11 protein-coding genes and 1 pseudogene are annotated in these 16,078 nt (G+C 70.7%); 5 read left to right on the top strand and 7 right to left on the bottom strand.

The features are described from left to right. Positions 1-11 precede the first annotated feature (11 nt). Genes ACWFR3_RS07915 through ACWFR3_RS07900 form a run of 4 tightly spaced genes read left to right on the top strand, consistent with a single transcriptional unit; the run spans position 12 to position 4,683 of the window. Positions 12-1,388: an ABC transporter substrate-binding protein gene (locus tag ACWFR3_RS07915; protein ID WP_453733687.1), complete on the top strand. Its 1,377-nt coding sequence runs from the start codon at positions 12-14 to the stop codon at positions 1,386-1,388. Beyond that, positions 1,385-2,218 (top strand): rhamnogalacturonan acetylesterase, encoded by an 834-nt coding sequence (locus tag ACWFR3_RS07910; RefSeq protein ID WP_453733686.1) that lies wholly within the window; start codon positions 1,385-1,387, stop codon positions 2,216-2,218. The genes ACWFR3_RS07915 and ACWFR3_RS07910 overlap by 4 nt, the downstream gene beginning before the upstream one ends. 4 nt (positions 2,219-2,222) lie before the next feature. Next, a complete protein-coding gene (locus tag ACWFR3_RS07905) occupies positions 2,223-3,527 on the top strand; it encodes a pectate lyase family protein (RefSeq protein ID WP_453733685.1) in 1,305 nt (434 codons plus the stop codon). A gap of 52 nt (positions 3,528-3,579) precedes the next feature. Continuing rightward, entirely contained in the window at positions 3,580-4,683 is a 1,104-nt protein-coding gene (locus ACWFR3_RS07900) for a pectinesterase family protein (RefSeq protein WP_453733684.1), read from the top strand. 46 nt (positions 4,684-4,729) lie between these two features. On the opposite strand, the gene ACWFR3_RS07895 is transcribed toward ACWFR3_RS07900, so the two are convergent. From ACWFR3_RS07895 to ACWFR3_RS07880, 4 genes are all read right to left on the bottom strand, one after another. Beyond that, complete coding sequence (locus ACWFR3_RS07895; RefSeq protein WP_453733683.1) at positions 4,730-5,923, bottom strand: MFS transporter; 1,194 nt, start codon at positions 5,921-5,923, stop codon at positions 4,730-4,732. Between the two features lie 97 nt (positions 5,924-6,020). Continuing rightward, positions 6,021-6,866 carry a pectate lyase gene (locus ACWFR3_RS07890; RefSeq protein ID WP_453733682.1) on the bottom strand — a complete coding sequence of 282 codons (846 nt, stop codon included), beginning with the start codon at positions 6,864-6,866 and terminating at the stop codon, positions 6,021-6,023. 96 nt (positions 6,867-6,962) lie between these two features. Beyond that, complete coding sequence (locus tag ACWFR3_RS07885) at positions 6,963-7,838, bottom strand: hypothetical protein (protein WP_453733681.1); 876 nt, start codon at positions 7,836-7,838, stop codon at positions 6,963-6,965. Beyond that, positions 7,838-8,371 (bottom strand): SigE family RNA polymerase sigma factor, encoded by a 534-nt coding sequence (locus ACWFR3_RS07880; protein ID WP_453733680.1) that lies wholly within the window; start codon positions 8,369-8,371, stop codon positions 7,838-7,840. Before ACWFR3_RS07880 ends, ACWFR3_RS07885 begins: the two co-directional genes overlap by 1 nt. Positions 8,372-8,656: 285 nt before the next feature. Here ACWFR3_RS07880 and ACWFR3_RS07875 point away from each other — a divergent pair, with 285 nt between their 5' ends. Continuing rightward, complete coding sequence (locus ACWFR3_RS07875; RefSeq protein WP_453733679.1) at positions 8,657-10,558, top strand: rhamnogalacturonan lyase; 1,902 nt, start codon at positions 8,657-8,659, stop codon at positions 10,556-10,558. A gap of 72 nt (positions 10,559-10,630) precedes the next feature. On the opposite strand, the gene ACWFR3_RS07870 is transcribed toward ACWFR3_RS07875, so the two are convergent. The 3 genes and pseudogenes from ACWFR3_RS07870 to ACWFR3_RS07860 all read right to left on the bottom strand — a co-directional run. Then, positions 10,631-11,644: a LacI family DNA-binding transcriptional regulator gene (locus ACWFR3_RS07870; protein WP_453733678.1), complete on the bottom strand. Its 1,014-nt coding sequence runs from the start codon at positions 11,642-11,644 to the stop codon at positions 10,631-10,633. Positions 11,645-11,762: 118 nt separating this feature from the next. After that, positions 11,763-14,084 carry a xyloglucanase gene (locus tag ACWFR3_RS07865; protein WP_453733677.1) on the bottom strand — a complete coding sequence of 774 codons (2,322 nt, stop codon included), beginning with the start codon at positions 14,082-14,084 and terminating at the stop codon, positions 11,763-11,765. Beyond that, positions 14,081-15,964, bottom strand: a pseudogene (locus ACWFR3_RS07860) (glycoside hydrolase family 48 protein); the annotation flags it as partial. The gene ACWFR3_RS07865 and the pseudogene ACWFR3_RS07860, both read right to left, overlap by 4 nt. Positions 15,965-16,078: the final 114 nt, after the last annotated feature.

The raw sequence follows: 16,078 nt of genomic DNA, 5'->3' as shown, positions 1-16,078 counted from the left end.
GAGAGCCGGCCATGAACCTCACGATCCGTGGAAACAGAAGCGGAAACACCAGCGGGAACAGAACCAGAAGCCGTCGCGCGGCAGCCGCCGTCGCGCTCACCGCCGCGTTCGCGCTGACCGCCACCGCCTGTGGCGACGACGGCAGCGGGGCGGGCGGGGACAAGGGCGACGAGGGTTCCGGGAAGGGCGAGATCACCTTCTGGGACAACAACGGCGGTGTCCGTACCGACGTCTGGAAGGAGATCATCAAGGACTTCGAGGCGAAGAACCCGGACATCCACGTCAAGTACGTGCCGATTCCCGCCGAGAGCGTCCAGTCCAAGTACGACACCGCCATCCAGGGCGGCGGGCTGCCCGATGTCGGCGGTGTCGGCGCCGCGATGCTCGCCGGGATCTCCGCGCAGGACGCCCTGGAGCCGCTGGACGACCGGCTGAACGGCAGCTCCCTCGACGGCAAGCTGAACTCGGGCATGGTCAACAGCGTCCGGGCCGCGGGCGGCGGCAACCGGCTCTTCACGGTGCCGACGTCGGCGAGCAACGGCGTCCTCTACTACCGCACCGACCTGTTCAAGGAAGCAGGCCTGGACGCCCCCACCAACTGGGAAAAGTTCTACGAGGCGGCCAAGAAGCTCACCGCCAAGGGCGACAACAAGTTCGGCTACACCATCCGCGGCGGCGAGGGCTCCATCGCCCAGGCCCTCGACGCGGCCTACGGCCAGTCCGGCATCGGATCGTTCTGGGTGGGCGACGAGACCACCGTCAACGACCCGAAGAACGTCGAGGCGCTGAAGAAGTACGTCGCGCTGTACAAGAACAACACCCCCGCGGCCGACGTCAACAACGACTTCAAGAAGATGAACGCCCAGTGGGACACGGGCCAGATCGGCATGCTCAGCCACAATCTCGGCTCCTACACGGATCACGTGAAGGCTCTGGGCGAAGGCAAGTTCCGCGGCCTGCCCAACCCGACGACCGACGCCGGCGTCCGCGTCCAGGTCTCCAATCCGGTCGACGGGCTCGGCCTGTTCAAGTCCAGCAAGAAGAAGGCCGCCGCCTGGAAGTTCATCGAGTTCGCGGCATCGCACGAGTCCAACAGCAAGTGGAACAAGTCGGCCGGTGCCATCCCCGCCAACACCGCGGCGTCCAAGGACGCCTGGGTGAAGGAGGCCGAGCCCACGAAGCTGGCCGCCGCCGCGCTCAACGACGGCTCCCTGAAGGTCGTGCAGCTGCCGTACTACCTGCCCGACTGGAACACCATCAGCAAGGCCGACAACGAGCCGAACTACCAGAAGGTCCTGCTCGGCAAGATGTCCGCGAAGGACTTCCTCGACACGCTCGCCGAGCAGCTCAACAAGGCCCAGGCCGAGTGGAAAGAACAGAACAAGTGACATCGCGCCCCGCGCACGGCGTCGGACGACGCCGTGCGGTCGCGGCCCTCGCGAGCCTTCCGCTCGCGGTGGCCGCGGCCCCGGCGGCGCTCGGCCACGCACGAAGACCGGGTCCCGGAGCTGGTCGCGCGAGCACGCTCTACATCGCCGGGGACTCCACGGCCGCGCAGAAGTACGCGGACGCGGCGCCCGAGACCGGCTGGGGCATGGCCCTGCCCTTCTTCCTCCACGACCGCCGGCAGGTGGTCGCCAACCACGCGGTGAACGGCCGGAGTTCGAAGAGCTTCGCCGACGAGGGCCGCCTCGCCGTGATCCTGGAAGCGATCCGTCCCGGCGACCGCCTCCTCATACAGTTCGCGCACAACGACGAGAAGAGCGCCGACCCGACGCGCTACACCGAGCCCTGGTCCACGTACCAGGAGTACTTGACGCGATACGTCGACGGGGCGCGCTCCCGTGGCGCGCGGCCGCTGTTCGCCACCGCCGTCGAGCGCAGGAAGTTCGGCGCGGACGGCACCGCGCTGCCCACCCACGGCGACTACCCGGCGGCGATGCGGGCGCTCGCCGAAGCGCAGGACGTGCCGCTGCTCGACGTGCAGGCCCTGTCGCTCGCCCTGTGGCAGAAGCTCGGCGCCGAGGAGACCAAGGCGTACTTCAACTGGACCGCCACCGAGCAGGACAACACGCACTTCAATCCGCCGGGCGCGATCGCCGTGGCCCGTCTCGTGGCGGCGGAGCTGCTGCACCGCGGGGTGCTCGCGCCGCGCGACGTGCGGCGTCTGGACGACGCGATACCCGACTCCTGGATCACCTGGCCGGAAGGACCGTGAAAACGTGAAGAAGAGACCGACGAGGACGACGAGCACAGCCGTACGCAGATCTCTCACCCTGCTCGCGGGATGCACCGCGCTGGTCGTGGCCGTCACCGGCGCCCCGGCCTCGGCAGCGGGCACACATGACGTGCTGCCGCGCGGCGACGGCTGGGCGTCCGCCGAGGGCGGGACCACCGGCGGCGCCGGGGCCGATGCCGCGCACACCTACACGGTCACCACCTGGGAGGAACTGCGGGCCGCGCTCGCGGACGACGCGGACGCTCCCCGGATCATCGAGGTCAGGGGCACGCTCGACGCCACGGCGCAGGGCTGCGCCGCCTTCGAGGCCGCTGGCTACGACTTCGAGCGGTACCTCGCCGACTACGACCCCGCGGTGTGGGGCCACGACACGCCGGTCAGCGGCGCGCAGGAGGATCTGCGGGCGGCGTCGGCGACCCGGCAGGCAGCGGCGATCAAGGCGTACGTCCCCGCCGACACGACCATCGTCGGCATCGGCAGGAACGCCGGGATCGTCGGCGGCAGCCTGCAGATCCAGGGCGTGGACAACGTCGTCGTCCGCAACCTGACCCTGGAGAGCCCCCTTGACTGCTTCCCGCAGTGGGATCCCACGGACGGGGACACGGGCGCCTGGAACTCCGAGTACGACAGCATGGTCGTGTACGGCTCGACGCATGTGTGGGTCGATCACAACACGTTCACCGACGGCGAGCACCCGGACAGTTCGCTGCCGTCCTACTACGGCGAGATCTACCAGCAGCACGACGGCGAGCTGGACGTCGTGCGCGGCGCCGACCTGGTCACCGCGTCCTGGAACGTCTTCGCCGACCACGACAAGACCCTGATGATCGGCAACAGCGACAGCGCGGGCGACACGGACCGCGGCAAGCTGCGGGTCACCCTGCATCACAACGTCTTCCGGGACATCGTCGAGCGGGCACCGCGCGTCCGCTTCGGACAGGTCGACACGTACAACAACCACTACGTGGTCCCCGCGGGCGGCTATCAGTACTCCTTCGGCATCGGCCAGGAGTCGCAGCTCGTCGCGCAGAAGAACGCGTTCACGCTCCCGGCCGGGGTCAGCGCCGCGAAGATCCTCAAGAAGTGGAAGGACGCGCCGGTCACCGCCGACGCCAACTACGTCAACGGCAAGCGGGTGGATCTCATCGCCGTCCACAACGCGGAGCTGCCTCAGGAGACCCTGCGGTCGGGCGCGGGCTGGACGCCGGGCCTGCGGACGCGGGTGGACGACCCGCGCAAGCTGCCGAAGCTGCTCGAGCGCGAGGCCGGCGCGGGCAAGCGCCGCTGATCCCCTCCCGTCCCGCATTTCCTGAACCGAGCCGCACAGCGAAGGATCAGCCATGCCCTCGCACCACTCCCCTCCGACACCCCTCAGCCGCCGTACGCTGCTCACCACGGGCGCGGGTGTCGGCGCCGCCCTGGCCCTGGGCGCCACCGTCCCCGCCCGCGCCGCCGGGTCACGCCCCGGCCGCCGGACGCTGTACGTCGATCCGGCCGGCCACGGCGACCACACCACCGTCCAGGCCGCGGTGAGCGCCGCGTCCGGCCCGGGCTTCACCCTGGTCCTCGCCCCTGGCACGTACCGCGAGACGGTGACCGTGCCCGAGGCGAGCGCCGGGCTCACCCTCATCGGCGCGAGCGGCGACCCGCGCGACACGGTCATCGTGTACGACAACGCGGCCGGCACCCCGAAGCCCGACGGGTCCGGCACCTACGGCACCAGCGGCTCGGCCACCACGACCGTGCGCGCCGCCGGTTTCACCGCCCACGCCGTCACGTTCGCCAACGACTGGCTGCGGGCCGACCACCCCGACTACACCGGGACCCAGGCCGTCGCCATCAAGGTGACGGGCGACCGCTCGGCGTTCTTCGGCTGCCGTTTCCTGGGCCACCAGGACACGCTCTACGCCGACACCGCGGACCCGGGTTCCTTCGCCCGCCAGTACTTCGACGACTGCTATGTGGAGGGCGACGTCGACTTCGTCTTCGGGCGGGCCACCGCGGTCTTCGAGCGCTGCCGCTTCCACACACTGACCCGGAGCGACCTGGCGGCGGCGCCGTACGGCTTCGTCTTCGCGCCGTCCACCGCCGTCGCCAATCCGCGCGGCTACCTGGTCACCCGCAGCCGGGTGACGAGCGGCGCCCCGGACGCGTACTACAAGCTGGCCCGCCCCTGGGTCCCCAGCTCGGACACCACGGCCCGCCCCATGCTGACGGTGCGCGAGAGCCACCTCGGGCGCGGCATCGACGCGGTGGCCCCGTACGCGAACATGCGGGACGCCTATCCCTGGCAGGACCAGCGGTTCGCCGAGTACCGCAATACGGGTCCGGGAGCGGCCGTCACCGTGCCGGAGAACCGCCCCCAACTCACGCGCGCACAGGCGACGTCCGCGACGCGCGCCGCCTACCTCACCGACTGGACACCGAAGCGAAAGGACCGCTGAGACGCGCCGTCGCATCCTGGACCGGGGCTGTCACGGCCGCCCCGGTTCAGGACGCGCTGCGGGACACCGCCGCCGCGGATGCGGGGAGCCGCCGCAGCACGAGCCACAGCACCGCCCCCGCCAACTGGCACGCGGCGATGCCCAGCATCATCCCGTCCGCTCCGAGCGTGCCCGCGAACACCCCGGTCAGCGCCGCGCCGCCCGCCGACGCGCCGATCTTCAGGCTGCCGCCGGTGGTGTTGACCTGGCCGAGCCGCTCCGGCGGCGACTCGCGCTGACGGAGCATCAGCGTCGCGGCGAACAGCGGTCCTTCGGCCAGTCCCGCCCCAGCGCAGACCACCCACGCCCAGGGCAGCGACGGCACCACAGCAAGGGCGGCGAGTGACGTGCCGAACCCCAACAGGCCGATGCTCACAACGCGTTCGGCGCGTTCGGGTGTCAGCCGGCGCGAGGAGGCCAGCGCTCCCACGAGCGATCCCAGCGCGAAACAGGCCAGGAGCTGTCCGCCCGCCGCGGCACCCGCGCCGATGTCCTGGCCGAGCAGCACCGCCGCCACCGCGAACCCGCCGTAGCCGAACCAGGCGAACATCGTCGACACGGTGAGGGCCCGCAGCACCCGGTTGGCCCCGAGCACCGAGAACCCGCCCCCCACGACCTGCGCGAGCCCCGTCCGCGTCCGCTCCGCCCCGCCCTGCGGCGGCGGGATCCGCAGCAGGGGCAGGACGAGCAGGCCGAGCACGGCGGCGGCCACGATCACGATGCCGGTGTGTCCCGCACCGGCGAACGCGGCGACCAGCGCGGCGAGGCCGGGCCCCGCGATGGCCGCGACGTTGTAGCTCGACGCCTCCAGGCCGTACGCACGCGAGAGCCGCCGCGCGGGGACGAACCGCGGCAGCAGACCGGTGAGGGCCGCCACGACCGGCTCGACGCAGCCGACCACGGCGGCCACCATCAGCACGAGCACCAGCGGCGAGCGCCCCGCCGACGCCATGAGCAGCGCGGTCGCGACGGCATAGCCGCAGGCCAGCGCGATCACGAGGCGTCGCGGCCGGTCGGTACGGTCGAGGGCGTGGCCGATGACCGGCCCGCTGACGACATACGGCAGCGTCATCGCGGTCTGTACGAAACCGGCGCTCGCCGCGTCCCCCGTGCGCGACTGGACGGTGAGCACCAGCGCGGTCGCCACTCCCTCGGCGGACACCCTGAGCAGCGTGGCGGCCGTCAGATGCAGGCGGAGCAACTCGGTCTCCCTGAGGTCTACTTCATGAAGTAGAGACTCAATCACTCACCGCCGGTGCGAGCGATCTGTTATTCCCGGGGTTCTCCGCCGACAGCCGCTACTGGTAGCTGATGTCCGAGGCGCTGTACTTGCAGTACGTCCCGTCGGGGCCGCTTCCCGTCTCCGTGGGCTCGTCGCCCGAGGAGTTGCCCGTGTAGCGGACGCAGGGCTTGATCTTCTTGCTGCTGTCGCCGTGGATGCGGATCTTGCTCAGGGTCGCCGTGTCGCCGTAGTTGGTGTTGATGCCGGCCAGGGACTTGCCGGGCGCGGTCACGTCCACGTCGCTGATGCTGATCGTGCGCTTGTACTGCTTGGAGCAGTTGCCGCAGGAGCGGACCAGCTTGCCGAAGTCCGAGACCTGGAAGCCGGTGATGTTCAGCTTGCCCGCGCCGTTGAACTGGAGGACCTTGTCGTCGGCACCCTTCGCGCCGCCGCCGGTCACGTTGTAGACCGAGCTGGTCGATGTGCCCTTGAAGCTGGCCGCGTCCTCGCCGACGTCCTCCCACCACACGTTCTGAATGGTGCAGCTGCCCGAACAGTGCACGCCGTCGGCGGCCGGCTTGCCGAGCACGACGTTCTTCAGGACGGCGCCGTCCTTCAGCTTGAAGATCGGGTCCTGGCCCTCTTCCTGGCCGTCGCCGCCGAGGTCTCCGCTGCCGTAGAAGCGCTGGAGTGCGCCGTCGTAGGTGCCGGAGACCTCGATGGTCTTGGTGACGGCCTTACTGCCGGTGGGGGTGGGCCAGTCGGCCGCGGCGGTGGTCGCCGCTCCGGCCGGGGAGAGCAGCATGTTGGCGCCGAGGGTGGCGCCGGTCAGCAGGAGCGCGCCGCCCGCCGCGCCCACGGCGCGGCGGCGGGTGAGGCGGCGCTTGCGGCTCTTGCGCAGTTCGGCTCGTTGCGTGGTCATGGGGACCGCTCTTTCGCTGGGGGGATGACCTTGCGTCTGCTGGTCTCCGCCCGGATGCGGAAGGTTGCCGCCCCGCGGAAAGATTTCTCCCGCGCTCTACGAGGTGCGGGCGAAGTCGCCGCGTACGGCGGCCTTCTGGCCCGACGCGGTCGCCTCCGCCGCGTAGGTGTCCTCGCCCGCGTCCCTGCCGCCCTCGGCGTGGTTGTACTGGCCCGCGAAGACGTGCTCCCCCGCGGGGACGGTCCGGCCCGCCTTCAGCGTCCAGCGGTAGACCAGCTCGCCGTCCTGTTCGCGCACGGAGACGGTGAAGTCCTCGGCGGGCAGGGAGCGCCAGTTGCCCGCGTCGGCGACTCCGCCGGTCTGGGCGACGCGCAGTTCGACGGTGAGCGCGGTGAGGGGCTTCTCCGTCTTGAAGGTGAGGGTGCTCTGCGCCCAGAAGTCGTTGCTCTGCGGGTCGATGGAGCCGTCGCTCCAGAGGTAGCCGTCCTCGACGCCCTTGGCGTCCGGGGCGACGCGCCGCGTGTCGGGCGGGGGTGCGGACTTCTTCGGCGGCCGGTTCGTGTCCCGGTCCTTGTCCTTCCCCGGCGGGCTGTTCGTCGTCTTGCCCGAGGAGTGCGTGGGTTCGGCCGGTGAGCTCGGCTTGGCGTTCTCGTCCTCGGGCACCGACGCGGAGGGGCTCGGCCCGGTCGGGGATTCGGGGGCTGCGGGTGTGCCCACGGTGCGGGGCGGCGGCTCGTCGCCCCGGACGACGGAGGCGACGGCGTAGCCGCCGAGCGCGAAGACCCCGGCGACGGCGGCCGTGGCGCCCGCGATACGCAGCCAGGGGGCGGGCCGTGGCAGCCTGCCGCGGGGCGGGGCGCCGGGGCCGACGGCGTCGCGCTCCATGCCGCGCTCGATCCGGGCGAGCATCCGTTCCCGGTCGGGGCGGTGCTCCGCCGCGGCATCGCGCAGCTGCTTGCGTACGTCGTCCATCACTGCCTCCCTCCCACGAGTTGCGACGCGGCCAGCTCGCCCAGGAGCCGTTGCAGCTCCGCCATTCCCTTGGACGTCTGGCTCTTCACCGTACCGACCGATATCCCGAGGGTGAGCGCGGTGTCCTTCTCCGAGAGGTCGAAGGCGTGCCGCAGGACCACGCAGGCCCGCTTACGGAACGGCAGCGTACGCAACGCCTCCTGGACGTCGACGACCGCGGGTACGTCGGGGTCGTCGACGCCCTCCGCGCGCTGCCCCCAGAAGAGCGCCACCCGGCGGCGCTCGCGGACGGCGCTGCGGATGCGGCTGCGCGCCATGTTGGCGACGACTCCCCGCGCGTACGCGGCCGGGTGCTCGGCTGCGCGCACGCGGTCCCAGCGGTGCCAGAGCGCGACCAGGGCGTCCGCCGCGAGATCGTCCGCGGCGTCCTTCTCACCGGTCAACATGTGCGCGAGGCGGGCGAGTTCGGTGTAGTGCCGCTCGAAGAACTCATGGAACTCCGCGGCGGCTGCGTCGTCGACGGCTGTCCCCACGGGTGACCTCTTTCTGTGCTTGCGCGGCTCTGCACGCGCACCGGTGGCCCCCGTGCCGCCGAAGTGCGGTGCGCGAGCATAGCAACGTCCGTGCGAGAGATCGAACAATGTCCGGAATCCCAGTCAGATCTGAGCCAAGGCCCGCACGGAGCCCCGGGGGGCGGGTGATCTGCGCGGGCCGCTCCGCTCAGTCCGCCTCATCCGGGCGGCAACCTTCCGCGCGTCCTGCGGCGACACATCCCAGGCACCTTCTCCCCCGAACCCTCTCCCCCGCAGGAGCATCCGATGTCCGATCACCCGCACAGCTCACTCCGCCGACGCCGGGGCAAAAGAGCACGGCGGGCCCGCGGCCGGGTCCTGCTCACCGCCGTCGTCGCGGGCGCCCTGGCCGCCGGAGGGCTCATCGCCCTGTCGTCCACCTCGTCGGCGGCGACCACCCGCCAGGCCGAGGCACTGGACCGCGGGGTGGTCAGCGTGCACACCGACGCCGGGAACCTGGTCAGCTGGCGCTGGCTCGGCACCGATGACGACGACGTGGCCTTCAACGTCTACCGGGGCGGTACGAAGGTCAACTCCTCGCCGGTCACCGGCTCGACGAACTACTTCCACGCGGGCGCCCCCAACAGCGCCGACTACACCGTGCGCGCGGTGGTCGACGGCAGCGAGCAGGGCGACTCCGTGCACGCGGTGCAGTTCCGCGCCGGGTACAAGGACGTGCCGATCACGCCGCCCGCCGGGGGCACGACCCCGGACGGCGTGGCGTACACCTACGAGGCGAACGACGCGTCCGTCGGCGATCTCGACGGGGACGGCGCCCTGGACTTCGTACTGAAGTGGCAGCCCACCAACGCCAAGGACAACTCCCAGTCCGGCTACACCGGCAACACGGTCATCGACGGCATCAAGCTGGACGGCACCCGCCTGTGGCGGATCGACCTGGGCCGCAACATCCGCTCGGGCGCGCACTACACGCAGTTCCAGGTGTACGACTACGACGGTGACGGCAGGGCCGAGGTCGCCACGAAGACGGCGGACGGCACGAAGGACGGCGCTGGCACGGTGATCGGCAGCTCGTCCGCCGACCACCGCAACTCCGGCGGCTACGTCCTGGCCGGCCCCGAGTACCTGACCATGTTCGACGGCCGCTCCGGCGCCGCGCTCGACACCGTCGACTACGTCCCGGCGCGCGGCACCGTGTCGAGTTGGGGCGACAGTTACGGCAACCGCGTGGACCGTTTCCTCGCCGGAACGGCCTACCTGGACGGCAGCAGGCCGTCCCTGATCATGGCGCGCGGCTACTACACACGGTCCGTGATCGCCGCCTGGGACTGGCGGAACGGTGCCTTCACCCGGCGCTGGACGTTCGACACCAACTCCTCGACGAACACCGGCAAGGGGTACGACGGCCAGGGCAACCACAGCCTTTCGGTCGCGGACGTCGACACCGACGGCAAGGACGAGATCGTCTACGGCGCGATGACCGTCGACGACAACGGCAGCGGACTGTGGACCACCAAGCTCGGGCACGGGGACGCCGGGCACGTCGGCGACCTCGATCCCTCGCGCACGGGCCTGGAGTACTTCAAGGTGTCCGAGGACAGCTCCAAGCCCGGCTCCTGGATGGCCGACGCCCGCACGGGACAGCGCCTGTGGACCACGGCGTCCGGCTCGGACAACGGGCGCGGTGTGTCCGCCGACATCTACGCCGGTTCGGCGGGCGCCGAGTCGTGGTCCGCGGCCGACAGCACCCTGCGCTCGCCGTCCGGAGCCTCCGTCGGCCGCGAGCCGTCCAGCGTCAACTTCGTGAACTGGTGGGACGGCGACACCACCCGCGAACTCCTCGACGGCACCCGCATCGACAAGTACGGCACGGGCGGCGAGACCCGGCTCCTGACGGGGACCTCCGTGGCGTCCAACAACGGCACGAAGGCGACTCCCGCGCTCTCCGGGGACATCCTGGGCGACTGGCGCGAGGAGGTCGTGTGGCGCACCTCCGACAACAAGGCGCTGCGGATCTACTCCACCCCGCACGAAACGAGCACGAAGATCACCACACTGCTCCACGACATCCAGTACCGCACGGCGCTTGCCTGGCAGAACACCGCCTACAACCAGCCCCCGCACCCGAGCTTCTTCATCGGCTCCGGCATGGCGAAGGCGCCGCGTCCCGCCGTGACCACCCCCTGACGTGACCACCCCCTGAGGGGTTCCGCGCGGCCGGTGGCGGGGCAGCTCCCCCGTCCCGTCACCGGCCCGCCGTCAGCCCTGCGCGGGTCCGGGGCCCGAGCTGGAGCGCACCGTCAACTCCGGTACGAGAAGCGCCACTTCATCGGCCCCCTGTCCCCGCAGCTTGGCGACGACGCGCTCCACCGCCTGCCGCCCCATCTCCTGTGCGGGGATGGCGACGGAGGTGAGCCGCACCGAGGCCTGGGTGGCGACCTGGTCGGGGCAGACGGCGATGACGGAGACGTCTTCCGGAATCGCGCGGCCCTGCCGGCGCAACAGGCTCAGGAGGGGTTCCACGGCGGACTCGTTCTGCACGACGAAGCCCGTGGTGCCGGGGCGTTCGTCGAAGATCCGGGCCAGGGTCGCGGCGAGCGCGTCGTACGTCCCCTCGCAGGGCCGGTGCAGCACCCGCACGCCGAGCTCGCCGGCCCGCGCGCGCAGCCCGTCCAGGGTGCGCTCGGCGAAGCCGGTGTGCCGCTCGTACACGGCGGGGGCCTCGCCGATCACGGCGATCTCCCGGTGGCCGAGCCCGAAGAGGTGCTCCACGCACTGGGCGCCGGTCGCCACGAAGTCGAGGTCGACGCAGGTCAGTCCCGTCGGGTCGGCGGGCAGGCCGATGAGGACGGCGGGCCTGGCGGTCTCGCGGATCAGCGGGAGCCGTTCGTCGTGCAGCTCCACGTCCATCAGGATCATCGCGTCGGCGAGCGCGCTGCCCTCGATGCGGCGGACCGCCTCGGGGCCCTCCTCGCCGGTCAGGAGCAGGACGTCGTACCCGTGGGTGCGTGCGGTGGTGGCGACGGCGATGGCTATCTCCATCATCACCGGCACGTACATGTCGGTGCGCAGCGGCACCATGAGCGCGATGATGTTGGATTTGCTGCTGGCCAGGGCCCGGGCGCCGGCGTTCGGGTGGTAGCCGAGCTCCTGGATGGACCGTTCGACGCGGTCCTTGGTGGAGGCGGAGATGGACCGCTTGCCGCTCAGTACGTAGCTCACCGTGCTGGCCGAGACTCCGGCGTGGTGGGCTACCTCGGCAAGGGTGACCATACGGCTCTCCTGGGGGGTTAGAGGCGGTGGCGAAGCGCTTCGACTTCGGACCCTCTCGACCCTAGAGGGACACCCATGTACTGTCCATAGGCGTATCGAAGCGCTTCGACTACCCCTGTCAGTCCGGGGAGTTGGTATCCCCGTACACAATGCCACGGCCGTTCGTGGCGACGTACACCCGCCCGTAGATCCGCGGGTCACCGGTGATGGCCGCGCCGGTCCAGCCCCACTGGTGGGTGTCGTCGTTGACGCGCACCCAGCTCTCGCCGGCGTCGGTGGAGCGGAAGATGCCGCGCACCCCATCGATCTTCGCGCTGGTGTAGAGCGTCTGGTGGCCGGAGCCGGGAGCGGCCTTGCCGAAGCCGATCGTGTCGGCCTCCTGGACCCCCTGGACGCGGGTGAAGCTCGCACCGGAGTCGGTCGAGTGCCACAGGCCGTACGTGCCGCCCGTCTTTCCGCCCGCGAGCCAGATGTCGCCCTTGGCTCCGGGCACGGCCTTGAAGCGCACCGGGCCCTCGGCCGGAAGCCCGCCGGACGCCTTCGCGGTGAAGGTGGCCCCGCCGTCCGTACTGACGTAGAACGTCCCGGACTTGAAGCCGTAGAACGTCTTCGGGTCGGACCGGTCGGACTCGACGACCGCGCCCTGCGGGATGCCGGTGGACGCCGTCCATGACGCGCCCCGGTCACCGCTGGCGTGCACACCCGTGCCCTCCGGGCTCCACACGAAGCGGCTGCCGTCGGCGGACGCGGCGACCGTGCCGCCGCCGGAGACCCCCGGCGGTTCCTTGCCCGCCGACCAGGAGGCGCCGTTGTCACGGGAGAAGGCGACGCGCGGCCCGCTGTCGAGCTGGCCGGCCCGCACCACCGTATTCGGGTCGGACTCGGCGTGGTCGATGCTGGTCGTGGTGGTGAAGTTGGGCCCGGTGTACATCAGGGGCGGCACCTTGGTGACGTCCGTGTGCCGGAAGCCGCCGATGTCGCCGAGCGCGCTGAGCAGCGGCGCCCCGGAGGCCGGTGCCGCCAGGTCGTTGACGGCGGTCTCCTCCAGGCCCTTCACCATCGGGGTGACGGTGAACTTGCCCCCGCTGTCCCACTGCCGCAGGTTCCCGGTGCCGTAGACGGTGGCTCCGGTGCCATACATCATCCGGTCGGAGTCGAAGGGGTCGATCTCCAGGGCCTCGGTCATCCAGCCCAGTTTCGGGGTCTGTTCGGGCGGCGCGGGGTTCGCGCCCCACGACAGCCACGGCACGGACGAGACGTCCATCGTGTAGCGGTTGGTGCGCTCGGGATAGGCGGCATAGCTCCAGGCACCGGTCCAGCTTCCGCCGCTGTCGGTGGAGCGGAAGATCTGGGTGTCGGGGAACCACGAGCTGTAGCCGGTGACCATGACGGTGCCCGGATGCTGCCGGTCGACGGTCAGCCCGCTGTAGCCGAAGTAGGTGTCGGCGTCGGTGGCGGGGCTGATGTTCTTCCACTCGCCGGTGCGGGTCGCGTACCGCCACACCTGGCCCTTGCCGCCGTCGTAGGGGCCGCCCTTGTCGCTGTAGGCGAGATAGAGGTAGCCGTTCTCCGCGTCGAGCACGCCCTTGTGGGCGAGGTGGCCGGTGGGCTGCCCCGCGACGCGGGACCAGGTGACGCCCGCGTCCGTCGAGCGGTAGACGGCGTTCTCCTTGTCGGCGACGCCCACATAGACGGTCTTGGTGCGCGAGCCGGATGCGCCCGTGGACTCGTCGAAGGTGACCCAGGCGATGCCCTGGTTGTCGGAGGCGTAGCCGGTCGAGTCCGACGGGTCCTGCTGATAGTTGCCGGGGTTGGGGAACGCGGTCACCTCCGACCAGGTCGCTCCGGAGTCGGTGGAGCGCCACAGGCCGTGGCCGCTGGGCGCCCCGAGATAGAGGACGCGGTTGTCGTGCGGGTCGACGGCGAGGCGTTCGCCCATGCCGCGGCCGGGCATGTTGCCGCCGAGCTTGAAGGGCAGGCCGGCCTTCTTCCAGGTCCTGCCGCGGTCGGCCGAGCGCATGACGGCGCCCTTACCGGGGTCCCAGTCGTTGGTGTACGTGCCGACGGCGGCGTACACCTTGTTGGGTGCGACGGTGTCGGAGGCGATGCTGACGACTCCGGTGTGGCCCCAGTCGTCCCAGCCCACGGAGTCGAGCAGCGGGGTCCAGGAGCGGGACTTCTCCTGCCAGCGGTAGGCGCCGCCGATGTCGGTGCGGGCGTAGGCGAGGTTCTTCTCGGACCGGTTGAAGACGATGCCGGGGACGAATCCGCCGCCGTCCACGCGCACGTTCTTCCAGGTGTACGCGGCGGCCTTCGTGTACGCGGCAGCCTTCTCCTCGGTGTCGTCGGCTCCGGAGGAAGGGGCGGCCACGAGCAGCAGCCCCGGTATCAGGCACAGGGCGCCGAGCAGTTTCCCGGCGCGCGTCGTACGGGCGGTCACCGCGACCCCGACGCCGGTTCGAGGAGCTCGGCGTACGCCCCCATGGCCAGGGCGATGTCCGCCTGCGCCCAGAACCGGTGATAGGTGAACTGCGGCGCCGCTCCCCCGGCGAGATAGGCCGCGACCTTCGGCCAGTCGGGGTCGTCGCGGTAGAAGGAGCGGATGGAGGTGAAGTCGGCGCCGGAGTCGATGGTGTCGCCGTTCGGCATGGTGCCGGTCCAGCCGCCGGGGACGTACACCCCGTCGTCGAACCGGTCGTAGTCGGCGCGGGTCTCGGGCACGGCGATGCCCAGGGGGTCCTGGTGGTGCTGCCACATGCCGTCCAGGAGCGCCTTGGCCGTCGTGGCGGCCTGCGTGTGGTTGGTGGCGGCGGCGTAGTACGTGAGGGTCTTGGCGTAGGCGGCGGCCACACCCACGTCATTGGTGCGGTCGACGACAGAGACATGAAGTCCCGTGTTGGCGCCGGGACTTGCCGGGCTCCAGGTGTCGGGCTGACCGGACCACTTCAGCGTCGAGGGGAAGCTGTAGGTGCCGTCGGCGGCGATCTTCGTCTCGGAGAGCGCCCACTTCACCCACTTGTCCATGACCGTCTTCGCGGCGGGGTCGTCGGTCTCGTGGAGGTACTCGGCGACGCGCTCCATCGACCAGGCCTGGAAGCCGAACCACTGGTTGGAGGGCGGGTCGTGGTAGACGGGCTTCTCGTCGTAGGCCATGCCGTAGAAGGTGGGGGTGCCGGCCGGGGGCTTCGCGTAGCGGCCCTGCCAGCTGTTGGTGGCACCGCCCGCGATCGCGCCCTCGGCAGACTGCAGCCAGCGGTAGAACTCGATCTGCCGGGTCAGGCTCTTGCCCCAGTCCGCCTTTCCGGAGGCCGACTTGGGGGCGAGCGGGGCGTACGCGCTGAGGGCGAAGGCCGCCAGGGGGTTCTGGTAGCCGCCGTGGCTGTGGCTCGATCCGATGCGCCAGGCCCAGCCCGCCGATGTGTCGGTGGCGCCGCCCCAGGCGTAGTACCAGGACAGCAGGTAGTGCGAGCTGTTCTTGCCGCTGCCCGGTGCGCAGCCTGAGGGGTCGGTGCAGTCGCCGATGGTCTTGAAGTACTTGTCGAACAGGGCGTAGCGCAGGTAGTCGCCCATCTTGGCCGCCTTGGCGACCGTTGCCGCCACGTCGGCCTGTTTGCCCTGGTCCGACGCCCAGACGTGGGCCCAGTAGGCGGCCTGGACGGCGCGGGCGTCGGCGTCGGGGGCGTTGGTGTACTTCCACTGCTTGGCATAGGAGGCGTCGCCGGTGAACAGGTCGAGGTAGCCGTTCCTGCCGCCGTGCTCGAACTCGTCCCGGGTGGGGTGCGGGACGGTCTCCCAGACCGACTCCTGGGAGCCGCGCTGGAAGGTGTTGATGTAGACGGGCCCCGCGGCGTCGCCGCCGTAGCCGTAGGTGTTGTCGACGTCCTGGAGCCAGTGCATGCCGTAGATGTCGTCGGTCCCGTACGCGCTCTTCAGCTCGGCTGCGATCGGGTCGGCGCCGGCCCCGACCGCGGGGTCGAGCCGGGCCGGGTACTGGGACGGCTGGTCGTGCTCGGGGGCGTACGTGGCTGGTTTCGCCGCATTGTAGAAACTGTTCGTCGGCTGGTCGCCGTGGGTCGGGATCATGAATTTCTCCATGGTTTCCCAGGCCGCGTTGAAACGGCTCCAGTCGCCGCTGACCTTGCCGTACATGGCTTGCAGCCAGAGCAGATAGCTGTATGCCTCGGATGTCGTCTCGTGCCCGTGGTCGGGGGCTTCGACAATGAGGGTTTCGACCGAGTGGTACGGAATTCCGTCCGGCGAGAAATAGCCGTTCGCGGAATCGGTGATCTTCGCGTAGAGGTCGAGGAAGCGCTGTTCGTACTCGGTCGCCGCGGGTGCGGCATGGGCGCTGTGACCTGCGGGGTTGAGCGCCACGATGACAGGGGCCAGGGCGGCGCCGGCGCCCAGTGTCAGCAGGTTGCGGCGGCTGATTTC

Source organism: Streptomyces sp. NPDC055189, assembly GCF_053606765.1.
The sequence above is the reverse complement of the archived record's forward strand: the minus strand, read 5'-3'. Positions and strand labels throughout refer to the sequence as shown.